Source organism: Microvirga massiliensis, from assembly GCF_001006805.1.
Taxonomy (GTDB): Bacteria; Pseudomonadota; Alphaproteobacteria; order Rhizobiales; family Beijerinckiaceae; genus Microvirga; species Microvirga massiliensis.
Window position 1 is genome coordinate 452,809 of record NZ_LN811353.1, and the last position, 12,232, is coordinate 465,040.

Consider the following 12,232-nt stretch of genomic DNA (forward strand, 5'->3'; position numbering starts at 1 on the left):
CCCGCGGGAATCCGCGAGGCCGTTCACGTGCGGGCGTAAATATCCTCGATGCGCACGATGTCGTCCTCGCCGAGATAAGGGCCGGACTGCACTTCGATCAGGTTGAGGGGAACCCGCCCGGGATTGGCAAGGCGGTGAATGCAGCCGAGCGGGAGGAAGATGGATTCGTTCTCGCGCAGCAGGATCTCTTCGTTGTCGCGCGTCACGAGCGCCGTGCCGTTCACCACGACCCAATGCTCCGCCCGGTGATAGTGCTTCTGCAGCGAGAGCTTCTCGCCCGGCTTCACGGTGATGCGCTTGACCTGGAAACGCTCGCCCGTGTGGATTGACTGGTAGAAGCCCCAGGGCCGGTGCACTTGAGGCGATTGCGTCGCGGCTTCCCGCCCTTCCGCCTTCAGGCGCTCGACGATCCGCTTGACGTCCTGGTCGCGATCCTTGCGCGTGACGAGCACCGCATCCGAGGTCGCGACGATGATCAGGTCCTCGACGCCGAGCGCCGCCACCAGCGGGCCTTCGCTGCGCAGATACGAGGATTGCACATCCTCCGCGAGAACATCGCCGCTGACCACGTTCCCGGACGAATCCTGATCGCCGATCTCCCACAGGGCCGACCAGCTGCCGACATCGGTCCAGCCGATATCGACCGGTGCGACCGCGGCCCGCTTCGTGCGCTCCATCACCGCGTGATCGAGCGAGATCGACGGGCTCTTCGCGAAAGCCGCGGAATCGAGGCGGATGAAATCGATGTCGCGGCGCGCCTCGCCGAGCGCGGCGCGCGCAGCCGCGAGCACATCGGGTGCGGTCTGTGCGAGTTCCTCGAGCAGCGTGCGGGTCGGCAGGAGGAAGATGCCGCCGTTCCAGAGATACTCGCCCGAGTCGAGATAGCGCGTCGCGGTCGCGAGATCGGGCTTCTCCACGAAAGCCGCGACCTCATGGACACCGGGCGCACCGGCGAGCTCGGCGCCCATCCGGATATAGCCGTAGCCCGTGGCAGGTTCGGTCGGCCGGATGCCGAACAGAACGTAGCGCCCCGCGTCCGTTGCAGCCGCTCCGCTCTGAACGGCAGCCAGGAAGCTGGCCGCGTCCTGAATGACGTGATCGGCCGGCATCACGAGGATCACGGCATCGGGGTCGTCGCTCGAGGCGCACAGGGCCGCGACGGCAACGGCTGGCGCGGTGTTTCGCCCGGCAGGCTCGAGGATGATCCGCGCGTCCTTGATCCCGAGCGCGCGCAGCTGCTCGCCGATGATGAAGCGATGCTCCTCGTTGCAGACCACGAGCGGCGCATTGAACCGGGCCGGGTCGAGCGCCCTCTGCGCGGTCTGCTGCAGCATCGTGCCGTTTCCGACGAGCGGAAGCAGCTGCTTGGGATAAGCCTCCCGCGACAAAGGCCATAGACGGGACCCGGTGCCGCCGGAGAGCAGAACGGGAGTGATCCGCGGAGTCTTGGTCATCTTGTTTCCTTGCGGCAGTTCCGACGCTCCCACCCGTGCAGGGCCTCGCAGGGAGCTTCGGCCGATGCCCTAGGGTAACGGCCGTCGGGCAGGGCAGCAAAGTCGAGGCATTCAGGCGAGCGCTCTAGCCAATCCGGCTCCCGGCGTCCACCGGCCCTCGATTCGGCAGGATCGCGAAATTCGTCTCACCCGGCATAGAATCGCCTTGATGGGCGCTGACCGGGATCGTTGCCCTCCGGGATGCCTGGCGCGTGATCAGGCGCGCGGGAACCCGCTGTAGCTTGGCGGGTTTCTCTTCGATGAAGCTGATGTCGCTCGCGCTTGTCGCCGCAGCCGCTGCCCTCCCGTTCATGGTTGCGCCTGCGGATGCCCAGGACATCTGCGATCGCTATCGCGCAGAACTCGCTTCACTCGAGCGGTCGGGCGGCAATGCCCGTCCCTATGCATCGGCCTTGCAACGGCAGCGCCAGGAAATCGCGCGGCTTGCCAGTTACTACCAGACGATCGGGTGCGGTCGCGGGACGCTGTTCTTCCCCGATCCGCCGGAATGCAACGCGATCGCCTCGCGCGTGCGTCAGATGCAGGCGAGTGCGGCCTATCTCCAAAATCAGATGCCGGGCGGCGCCGAGGAGGTGGAGGCGCGCATCCGGCAACTGAGGGGCGCCATCGCGGCGACCTGCGGACCCGAGGAGGCTCGGCCCGCGCGGCGCACCGTGGGCGGGTCCCGCCTCGTCTGCGTGCGGAGCTGCGACGGCTACTTCTTTCCGCTCGGGAATGTTCCGAAGGGTGATGCCGGTCCCGAGGAACTCTGTCGAGCCCTCTGCCCGAACGCCGATACGGTGCTGTTCCGGGCGCCGGTCGACGGCAGCATCGAGGAGGCGGTCTCGGAGCATGGCGGCCGGTCCTACAGCGATCTCCGCAACGCCCTCCGCTATACGCGCGAACTCGACCAGAGCTGCACGTGCCGCAGACCCGGCCAGAGCTGGGCCGAGGCGTTGCGCAAGGCCGAAACCATGATCGACCGAAAGCGCTCCGATATCCTGGTGACTCCGGAGATCGCCGATCGGATGGCCCGTGCTCCCGTCGAGCGCATCAAGGGCCAGCAGGACGCCAGCCAGATGAGCCGACGTCCGCCGGTCGCTGATCCTGTCGAGACGACCGGCACCATCGCAACGAAGGTGGATCCGGGTGAGGCTGGCCCGCAGGCAAGCGAAGGCGAAGGGGCGCGCCTCATCCCTGCGGCCGCGGCGGGCCGCGCCTCGGATCAGCCGAGCGACAGCGATCCGAAGATGACCCGCCGGCCGCGCATCATTGCGCCGAAGATGACCCGCCGGCCGCGCATCATTGCGCCGGAGATTATCGCGGTGCCAGCCAACGCGCGGTGAGCCTCATGGCCGGTCTGCGCCGAGCCAGTTCATGAGGCCGGCGTCGAGCCCCGGCCCCGCGGGGGGGGGCGCCTTCAGGGGGCGCGGCCCGGCGGGCTGACTTCCGCAATCGCCCAGTCCCCATTCCAGAGGCCACGATGGTTCTCGCGGGCTTCAGCGAGTTCGGGCTGCAGGCCTTGACTCGCGGAGATTGGGCGCGCCCAGCCTTCGCGCACCAGCAGGCTCGCCAGGTCTTCTCCCTCGGCATGGCAGGTCCCCCGGACCACGTCACCGGATATCGAGGATCCACGGCATGTGAGGCGGCGCTGCCGTGTGGCGTTGTTCAGGGCCGCTCTGGCCTGGAGGCCACAGGCCCACAAGGCCCTGTCGGGGGCTCGGCAGGCCGCTGACGCCTCTGGGCCTTCGAGCCCGTCGAGAGTGACCGTGACGGGACCAGCCGCGAGTGTGAGGCCGTCCAGGATCCGGTACGGCGGCTCGAGCTCGAACTCCTGCCCGAGTGGCGTCGGAGGAGGCGAGGTATCGGCACGGCCCGCGTATTTTGGCGCGTCCGAAAGGGGCAGCGCCTCTGCCTTCCGGGCTGGTTCCGGAGCGGGCCGCGGAGGCGCCGGTAGGGGAGCGACATCGCTCTCGGGCGGCCATAAAAGCACTAGACCCGCGACGAGCGCCATCACAAGGCCAGCCGCGAGCAACCGCCGCTCTGTCCGCGTCATGCGCGGCCCTCTCCACCTGCGAGCCATGGCCCGTCACGCCTCGGCGGAAAACAGATCCGGGTGTCTCAGGCGCAATGCCTGCACGAGCGTGAAAGTCTTCAGGTCGACGAGTTCGCCGGCATCGGCCGATGCGGCGAGCTCCGCGAGGTCGACCGGGACGATGGTGATCTCCTCGCTCTCTTCGGCGAGGCCACCGCCTTCACCGACGCGGTCGGCTTGGCTGAACGGCGCCAGAAAGAGGTGGTGGCGCTCCGTCGAGACGCCGGGCGACGAGAAGAAGGTGCCGACCCGTTCGAGCGGGCCGAGGCGGAGTCCGATCTCCTCCATGGCCTCACGCCGCGCGCAGGCCTCGGCGTCATCCTCGTCGAGCATTCCTGCCGGAGCCTCGAGTAGATCGGCGAGGCCCGCCGCGTGCAGCGCCGGCGCCCGGAACTGGCGGGCAAGCAGCGCTTGCCGGCTCGCGGGATCGTAAGGGAGCACCGCGACCGCGTCCCCGTGATCCTCGACCTCACGCACGAATCCGGAAGTGTCCGGCTGTGCGATCGTGAGCTTCAGAAGGCGCAGAAAGCCGCTGTGGAGAGTATCGACCTGTGTGATTCGAGGCCTCGCCTCGGAGGTGGGGCGTTCGTTTTCGAGCATGCACCGATTTTGGCCTGCGTCGCGGCATCAGGCAACCGGATGCGCCGATCGGCTCTGACGACGTGGGGCACCTGCTTCCCGGCCGACGTCCCTGCCCGACGGAGCCTCCGGAGGATTTCGGCGTTGGCTCTGCACCGATGTGGAGAGTTGCATGCTGGAGGATCTCGTCAGCGCAGTGCGCGATCACCGCGCCATCCTGTTTGCCGGGGCCGGCGTGTCGATGACGATCGGCCTGCCGTCCTGGAGCACGCTCGTCGAGCACATCGCTGCCGAGCTCGGCCTCGATCGCAAGATCGCGCAGAGCCCCGACCTGAGCTATCTGACCCTCGTCGAATATTATCGATTGCGACAGGGCAGCATCGGTCCGCTGCGGAGCTGGATGGACAGGAACTGGTCCATCCGCGACGACGAAATGCGCAAGTCCCGCGTTCACGCGCTGATCTGCGAACTCGAATTCCCGATCATCTACACCACGAATTTCGACCGCAATCTCGAAGCGGCCTTCGATCTGTACGGGCGCGATTACGTGAAGATCGTGAATGCCAAGGATGTCGCCCTCATCCGCAACGGCGTCACGCAAATTGTGAAGTATCACGGAGATTTTGAGGACGACCAATCGATCGTGCTGGCCGAGACGGATTATCTGGACCGTCTCTCGTTCGAGTCTCCCCTGGACATCAAGTTCCGCTCCGATGCACTCGGCAAGACGATCCTGTTCGTCGGCTATTCGCTGTCCGACATGAACATCCGCTTCCTGCTGCACCGCCTCTGGAAGACCTGGAACGCGTCGGGCTACGAGCGGGACCGGCCGCCGTCCTACGTCTTCATGCTGCGCGACGACCCGATCGAAGAAGCTGTTTTGGCGCAGTGGGGAATCCGCGTCGTCACAGAGCCGGATGTGGCGCCCGAGCATGCGCTGGAACGCTTCCTCGAAAAGCTGCTCGCAGCGGTACGGGACGAGCCCGAACGCCCGCGCGAGGTAGCCGCGAAGGATCTGAAATCGAAGACCAGAAGCGGTAACCGCCGCGCACCGACACGCGTGCACAGACCAGGTACTGCTTCGGCGCGATCCCGTTCGTCGTGATTGCGTTTGGTTGCGCGATGTTTGGAGAGCGCAGTGTTTCCGCCCTCACCGGACGCTTCGCGTCCGACCTCTCCCGCCAGGGGAGAGGTGATTTGCAGGCCACGCCGCCTCGTTTCTCCCCTGGCGGGAGAGGTCAACGCCCGAAGGGCGGCGGGTGAGGGGGGCAGCGCCAACCTCGCAAGCAAAGCATCTCGCAAGAACAGCACAATGCTCGCCTTCATCAGTCTGGAACGCGAACAGAGCGTCGCCGTTGACGGATCGAGCCTGGCTGACGATCCGCAACGCGAGCGAGTCCCATGTCCCATTCTGCGTCCTCCACCGCAACGCCGTCGCATCGGGGACAGCCGTCACGGTTGTGGATCCTGACCTTCGCCGCGATGCTCCTGGCGCTCGGCTACCGCGGGCGCAGCACTGAAGCCGAGAGAGCTCGCGAGGCCGATGCGTCGTATCCGCGAGGCCGAGGGCCGAGCGCTCGCACGCAAGGCCGGCGAAGTGACCGGCAGGATACCTCCGGCGCCGGCGATGCTGGGCGAGGTCGCGAAGCGAGCGGGCCGACGCAGATCCCGGCGCGCGGCTGGAAGGATATCCTGTGGCGTGTCTACGAGGAGATGGGGAATGATCGCCTGCTGGCGGTTGCCGCCGGCGTGACCTTTTACGGGCTCCTCGCGATCTTCCCGGCGATCGCGGCTCTCATTTCGCTGTATGGGTTGTTCGCGGATCCGCAGGAAGTGCAGAGCCATCTCCAGAGCCTCTCGAGCATCCTGCCGGGCGGCGCCGTCCAGATCATCGGAGACCAGATCACCCGAATTTCGGAGAAGGGAGGCGGGGGATTGGGCCTCGGCTTCATTATTGGTCTGGCGCTATCGCTCTGGACCGCGAATGCCGGCGTGAAGGCGATCTTCGATGCCCTCAACATCGTCTACGACGAGGAGGAGAAACGGGGTTTCTTCAAGCTCAACCTGCAATCTCTGCTGTTCACGCTCGGAACGATCGTGTTCCTGATCCTGGCGCTCGTTGCGATCGCCGTGGTGCCCATCGTCCTCAAGTTCATCGGCCTTGGCTCGGCTCTCGAATGGATCATCAGGATCGCGCGCTGGCCGCTCCTCCTTGCTGTCGTGATCTTCGGGCTTGCGGTCCTTTATCGCTTCGGCCCGAGCCGGGATCGGGCCGAATGGCGCTGGATCACGCCTGGAAGCCTTTTCGCCGCTGTGGGATGGCTCATCTTCTCGATGCTCTTCTCCTGGTATGTCGCGAATTTCGGCAGCTACAACGAGACCTACGGTTCGCTCGGTGCGGCCATCGGTTTCATGACCTGGATCTGGCTTTCGACGACGATCATCCTGCTCGGGGCGGAGATCAACGCCGAGACGGAGCATCAGACCAAGAAGGACAGCACCGAAGGGCCGAGCAAGCCAATGGGACAGCGCGGAGCGACGATGGCTGATACGGTGGGAGCGGCGAAGACGTAGTCTCCTCGGCCGATAAACGAGCCGGCTCTTCCACTCGTCCCTTTCTCAGGAGTCATAACATGGGAGCCCTCTCCATCTCGGTCGTATCGGACGTCATCTGCCCCTGGTGTTATCTTGGCAAACGGCGTCTTGAGCGAGCCCTCGACGGGCTCGGCCTCCGCTCCGAGACACCCGTCTCCTGGCTGCCGTTCGAGCTCAATCCCGACATGCCGGTCGAGGGCATGGAAAGACAGGCTTACAGGGCTGCGAAGTTCGGGGCGGAACGGAGCACAGCGCTCGACCAACGGATGACGGCGCTCGGGCTCGAAGAGGGGATCGAATTCGCGTTCGAGCGCCAGACGCGCACGCCCAATACGCGCCGGGCCCATGCCTTGATCGCTGTAGCGATGGAGACTGGACTGGGCGATGCCGTCGTGACGGCTCTCTTCCGGGGCTATTTCGAGGAAGGGCTGGATCTCGGAGATCCAATGGTGCTCACTGATCTCGCGTCAGCCGCAGGCATGGATCCAATGGTGCTCACTGATCTCGCGTCAGCCGCAGGCATGGATCCAATGGTGCTCACTGATCTCGCGTCAGCCGCAGGCATGGAGCGCACTGCAGCACTTCATGCCATCGATGCCGAAGTGAGACACAGGGAGGTGCGGGCTTTCGAGGCCGAGGCATCACGCCTCGGCATCACAAGTGTGCCCTTCTTCGCCGTGAACGAGGCCTATGCGATCTCAGGCGCACAACCCGCCGAGGTGCTCATGCAGGCCTTCTCGAAGATCGCGGAGGTTCCGGCATCCTGACCGGAACCCTGGCGGTGTCCTATTCCGCGGCCTCGAGATAGGCCGTTTGCCGCTGGGCCTCCTGCACGCCGCGCAAGGTTTCGACCATGTACGACAGCCGGCGGATGGTCCGCTCGAGATCGATCTGCGCGAGCTCGTTGAGCGTGAAGCTCCGCCTGCCCCGATGCAGGCGATTCACATCCCGTTCCATTGCAATGGCCGTCTCGCGCAGACGGCGGATCATTGTTTCGGCAATCAGATCTGCGTTGCTGTCCACCACGCAGAAGCCGACATCACTCGGACGCTCCTGGGTCATCTCTCATCCTCACGACTCGCTATCGACCGGGCTGCAGGCCCGGTGAAAATCAGTGCTGCGTCACAGCCGCTCAGGCCGCGACAGCGGCGACCTCCCGCCCGTCCGGGTCCGTGGATTCCCCGCCGAGCATCTCGGCGAGACGGCGTGCCAGGCTCGGCCCGATTCCCGGCATGCGCCGAAGCACGGCTTCCGGATCGCTCGCCTGTACATAGGCCCGGTGCAGGGCATGGCGTTCCGCCCAGATCCGGTCGATGGCATCAGCCTTTCCGGGATTCCGGAACGCCATCCGGACCGTCATGCCCTGACGGAGCAACTGGACGCAGGAATCGAAGATCCGGTCCCCGACCCGCGGCGATACGCCGGCTCGGCAGATCGTCCGGATTGCCGCCCGCGCAAAGGCATCCGGATCATGAGCCCCGATCTCGACGGGACGGCCGTCCAGCCAGGGAGAAGTCCACAGGCCGAGCGGTGCGAAATCCGCCGGCTCCCCGGTGCTCGCCGCATGACTCGTCTTCACGGGCCACGCTTGCTGCACCTCGACATCGGCTTCGCCGTAGAACAGGGCCGCGCATTGCAGGGCCTCGATCGCGGTCTCGGCGTTGCACCAACTCTTCTCGGAGAGCTGGGCGGGCCAGAGCCAGGCGCCGTCTGCCCGGCGGAACGCAAATTCGTCTCTTGGGATCCAGTAGCCCGTGCTCTTGTGTTCCAGCCCGGCAGCCGTGACGCGCCAGTCCTCGTTCTCGAACAGGCTGCTTCCGATCGATCCGTCCATCCTTGCGCCTCCGCCTCCGGCCTGCGCCTCAACTCGCCGCATGGATCGGCAGCACCGACTCAGCGATGAGAACATATAGAGAACATAAACGGACGCCATAAACTGTCAATCGAAGCCGCTCAATGTTCGTCTGCAGTGCTGCTGTGGCTGGCCTGATGTGGTGATGGGCCTGCCTGTTGTCGAGAGGATGTGCTTGCGTCTAACAGGGGTGCACGACAGCGATTCTTCTAAGCTTGACTGTTCGAGTCGGGCGCAAGGGGCGGGGAGTAACATGGCGAGCAAGTCGACACGTTCGGGAAGCGAGGCCGTTCGGCGACTCGAAGAGCTACGCGCAGCCTACGACCGTCTGCGCACCGAGCAGATTCGCGCCGAAGGCGAGGCGGAACGCCTCGAGCAGGAGCTGGCAGTCGCCAAGGCCGAGGCGCGGGGTGAATTCGGGACCGACGACGAGGCTGCGCTGGCCGGGCTGGTCGCAGAAGCGGAAGCCCGTAATGCGGCCCGTGTGCAGGAGTTCGAGGCGGTGATCGCCAGCATTGAGGCCGAGCTCGCATCGCTCTCTCGGGAGAGCGCATGAACGATCTCGCGGCCGGACACCACCTGGAGACAGTGCTCGCCCGCGCCACGGCGGCTCTCGGCCGCGCGGAGATGCGCCGGGACGAACTCCTCCGGCGCAGACGCGATCTCACGGCAGCCATCGAACTCGCCAAGGGGCGCCTGACCCTGAAGGACGAGGTCGAGACCTTCATCGAGGCCGTCCATCAGGAGACGAGCCGCCGCAATCTCGGCCGGCTCGAAGCGCTGCTTTCCGCGCTCGTGCAGGAAGTGCTGCCGGGCGAGAAGCCCGTCGCGCTCGAACTCTCCACGGAGCGCGGCCTCGCCACCCTCGATGTCTGTGCGCGGCGTCCCGACGGCTCGCTCGAAGACGTGCTCGAGGACAATGGCGGAGCGCTGACGAACGTGGTCGGCATGGCGCTCCGATTGATCGCCGTCGTGAAGGCGGATGTCGGCCGCTTTCTCGCTCTCGACGAAGCGGATTGCTGGATTGCTCCGGATCGTGTCCCGGCCTTCTACGGCGTGCTTGAGGACGGCGCCGCACGGCTCGGCGTGCAGTGCCTCGCGGTCTCCCACCACGATCCGCTCGCCTTCGGGGCCGCGACCCGCATTTCGACCGTGGTCGGCGATGCTGCGACGGGCGTGACGATCTCGTGTGCATCGCCGGATCCCGTCTGGGACGATGCGCTGCCGGGCCTGCGTTACATCCGCCTGCAGAACGTCCAGGCATATCGGGACGCCACGCTGAAGCTGAGCCCCGGCGTGAATGCGCTGATCGGGCCGAACAACCGCGGCAAGTCCACCCTGATCCGGGCCTTGCGGGCCGTCTTCTACGGCGAGGCGCGAGACAGCCTTGTCCGGGCCGGCGAGAAGAGCGCGACGATCGAGATCGGCCTGGCGGGCGGGCGCGTTCTGCGGTTCTCGCGCCAGCCGCGCCGCAACCCGGTCAATCTCTGGTCGCTGCACGAGGCTGATGGTTCGGTCGTCGAGGAGAATGGCCTCCGCCACGAGACCGGAGGCCGCGCCGTGCCGGGCTGGGTCGAGTCTCTGTCGCGCATCACCCGCGTCGAAGGTCTCGACGTCCATGTGGCGCATCAGAAATTCCCGGTCTTCCTACTCGGCGAGCCGGCCTCTCGGCGGAGCGCGGTGCTCTCGATCGGCCAGGAGGCCGCCTATATCCGCGACATGCTCCAGATACACCGCGAACGCTGCGCCCGTGATGCCGCGCTCGTGCGCACCGGGGAGCGGGAACTCGGAGAAATTTCCGAAGACTTGAAGCCGCTGGAAGGGCTCGGTGACATCGCGGCGCGGCTTGCCGAGGCACGGGAACTTGCATCCGATATTAGGATGGAGGAGATCAGCCTGCAACGACTGAATATCCATGTCGCGCGTCTCGGAAAGGTCGCTTCCGGCCTGGCGCGAATCCGCGATCGTCGGCATGCACTCGAGCGTCTCCCGCCCTCGGATGAACTGGACGGCATTCGCTCCGGCGCGCAACGCAGCCAGGATCTCGCCCGGATTGCAGAGCGCGTGTGCTCGGTGCACCGCGATGCCGCTCGCCTGCGGGCGCGTCGGGCGATTCTTGCAGGGCTTCCGGCAAGCGCGCCCCTGCTCGAGGACGCCTCCTCCGCCGCGCGAGCCTCGTCCCGTCTCGCAACCTTGTCGAGCGCCGTCGCGGGCGCCAGGCAGCGCGTGCAGAACCTTCGGCAGGAAGTGCAGCCCTCCCTGGCGGCCATCGACGCTGTCATCACCGCCCAAGGCGGCCTCTGCCCGACCTGCGGCTCGCACGTGACCGCCGCCGATCTCGTGGATAGCCGCGGCCATGATCACGAGGAGAAGGCGGCATGATTTCCGGCGTAGTGTTGCATTGTACTTGCAAGCGTCACGCTGCCACCCTCACCCGGCTGCTAACGCAGCCGACCTCTTCCCTGGAGGGAGAGGCGGAGCTTCACCTCTCCCCTGGAGGGAGAGGTCGCGCACGCAGTGCGCGGGTGAGGGGGGAAACACCGCGCTCTCAGAACTCGCGAGTGTTGAAGCGCCGCCACGTGAAAGGCCGTGCGGCATGATCCTCCAGGACCCTCGAACGGACATCATCGACTGCCGCGGAGTGCTCGTCATCGGCGATCCGCATGTCGGCTCGCGCCGTCCCGGACGTCGCAAGGATCCCGACTGGCCACATCCCGTTCTGCGCAAGCTCGAACATCTCGCAGCCCTCTCACGCGAGCAGGGCCTCGCGACGGTAATCCTCGGCGATCTATTCGACCGGCCCATCGAGCGGGACGAAAGCCTCAAGGCGCGACTCGTCCGCATTCTCCGGAGCTTCGCGTCCCGGCCGATCGTCAATGTCGGCAATCACGACATCACGCACGCGACCTTGAGCGATGCCGACAGCCTCGCGCTGTTCGGTCTCTGCGACGTGGTCGATGTCGTGCCGCGCTCAGGGTCCGTGGCGACGATCAGCCTTGGCGGCGAGGAGATCGCGATCGGCATGACGCCGTTCGGACAAACGATTCCGGATCGGCTCGACGGTTTCGGCGCCACGGCGCGCCGCCGGATCTGGTTCACGCACCATGACATCGCTTTCGCGGGCGCTTATCCGGGGGCCGTTCCGCCCTTCGCGATCGAGGGCTGCGATCTCGTCGTCAATGGCCATCTCCACAAGCCACAGCCTTCCATCCGCGCGGGCGCCACTCTCTGGGCCAATCCGGGTAACATCACCCGGCGGAATGTCGATTGCGTCGATCAGCGGCCGGCGGCCTGGATTCTCGGAGCGGACGCGACCCTGGTCCCGCACGAACTGCCCTTCGTCGAGGATGTCTTCGACCTGACAGGGAGGATCGTCGATCCCGCTTCGGGCAAGGCCGTGGCGGGGGAAATCGAATCCGCCTTCGTGTCCCTTCTGCGCGCCGAGGCTGCCACCGACATGGTGCGAAGCGCCGATGGATCCGTGATCAAGGAAGAGATCGAGGCGCGCTTTCTGCAAGAGGGCACATCCGAGGGCGCGCGCGCGATCCTCCGATCGCTTCTCGCAGAGGCCGTCGAGCGGCACGTAGCCGCCAAGAGCGAGTAAGGATCGGGCGCGAT

12 protein-coding genes are annotated in these 12,232 nt (G+C 66.1%); 7 read left to right on the plus strand and 5 right to left on the minus strand.

From position 1 onward, the window contains the following. Positions 1–23 precede the first annotated feature (23 nt). Complete coding sequence (locus BN1233_RS14655) at positions 24–1,454, minus strand: mannose-1-phosphate guanylyltransferase/mannose-6-phosphate isomerase (RefSeq protein ID WP_046864294.1); 1,431 nt, start codon at positions 1,452–1,454, stop codon at positions 24–26. A gap of 308 nt (positions 1,455–1,762) precedes the next feature. Between BN1233_RS14655 and BN1233_RS14660 the strand changes: the two genes are divergently transcribed. Beyond that, positions 1,763–2,839, plus strand: coding sequence for a DUF2865 domain-containing protein (locus BN1233_RS14660; RefSeq protein ID WP_048709200.1), 1,077 nt, complete (start codon positions 1,763–1,765; stop codon positions 2,837–2,839). Positions 2,840–2,913: 74 nt separating this feature from the next. Here BN1233_RS14660 and BN1233_RS14665 read toward each other — a convergent pair whose 3' ends face one another. Together BN1233_RS14665 and BN1233_RS14670 are read right to left on the minus strand one after the other, a co-directional pair. Then, positions 2,914–3,549, minus strand: coding sequence for a thermonuclease family protein (locus BN1233_RS14665; protein ID WP_046864295.1), 636 nt, complete (start codon positions 3,547–3,549; stop codon positions 2,914–2,916). Between the two features lie 33 nt (positions 3,550–3,582). Next, positions 3,583–4,188: an NUDIX domain-containing protein gene (locus BN1233_RS14670; protein ID WP_046864296.1), complete on the minus strand. Its 606-nt coding sequence runs from the start codon at positions 4,186–4,188 to the stop codon at positions 3,583–3,585. A 151-nt stretch (positions 4,189–4,339) separates the two neighbouring features. Between BN1233_RS14670 and BN1233_RS14675 the strand changes: the two genes are divergently transcribed. The 3 genes from BN1233_RS14675 to BN1233_RS14685 all read left to right on the plus strand — a co-directional run bounded on the left by BN1233_RS14675 (position 4,340) and on the right by BN1233_RS14685 (position 7,529). Next, a complete protein-coding gene (locus tag BN1233_RS14675; protein ID WP_082145462.1) occupies positions 4,340–5,272 on the plus strand; it encodes an SIR2 family NAD-dependent protein deacylase in 933 nt (310 codons plus the stop codon). A 296-nt stretch (positions 5,273–5,568) separates the two neighbouring features. After that, entirely contained in the window at positions 5,569–6,741 is a 1,173-nt protein-coding gene (locus tag BN1233_RS14680) for a YihY/virulence factor BrkB family protein (protein WP_074078301.1), read from the plus strand. Between the two features lie 59 nt (positions 6,742–6,800). Beyond that, positions 6,801–7,529, plus strand: coding sequence for a DsbA family oxidoreductase (locus tag BN1233_RS14685; protein ID WP_046864298.1), 729 nt, complete (start codon positions 6,801–6,803; stop codon positions 7,527–7,529). 19 nt (positions 7,530–7,548) lie between these two features. Here the strand turns inward: BN1233_RS14685 and BN1233_RS14690 are convergent, their stop codons facing one another. Then, the gene (locus tag BN1233_RS14690; RefSeq protein WP_046864299.1) at positions 7,549–7,824 is read right to left on the minus strand and encodes a hypothetical protein; all 276 of its coding nucleotides are present in this window, start codon (positions 7,822–7,824) and stop codon (positions 7,549–7,551) included. A 70-nt stretch (positions 7,825–7,894) separates the two neighbouring features. Next, complete coding sequence (locus BN1233_RS42920; protein ID WP_052763801.1) at positions 7,895–8,596, minus strand: hypothetical protein; 702 nt, start codon at positions 8,594–8,596, stop codon at positions 7,895–7,897. Positions 8,597–8,867: 271 nt separating this feature from the next. Between BN1233_RS42920 and BN1233_RS14700 the strand changes: the two genes are divergently transcribed. From BN1233_RS14700 to BN1233_RS14710, 3 genes are all read left to right on the plus strand, one after another. Continuing rightward, a complete protein-coding gene (locus BN1233_RS14700) occupies positions 8,868–9,170 on the plus strand; it encodes a hypothetical protein (protein WP_046864300.1) in 303 nt (100 codons plus the stop codon). Beyond that, entirely contained in the window at positions 9,167–10,996 is a 1,830-nt protein-coding gene (locus BN1233_RS14705; RefSeq protein ID WP_046864301.1) for an AAA family ATPase, read from the plus strand. Before BN1233_RS14700 ends, BN1233_RS14705 begins: the two co-directional genes overlap by 4 nt. Before the next feature lie 214 nt (positions 10,997–11,210). Further along, complete coding sequence (locus BN1233_RS14710) at positions 11,211–12,218, plus strand: metallophosphoesterase family protein (protein WP_046864302.1); 1,008 nt, start codon at positions 11,211–11,213, stop codon at positions 12,216–12,218. Positions 12,219–12,232: the final 14 nt, after the last annotated feature.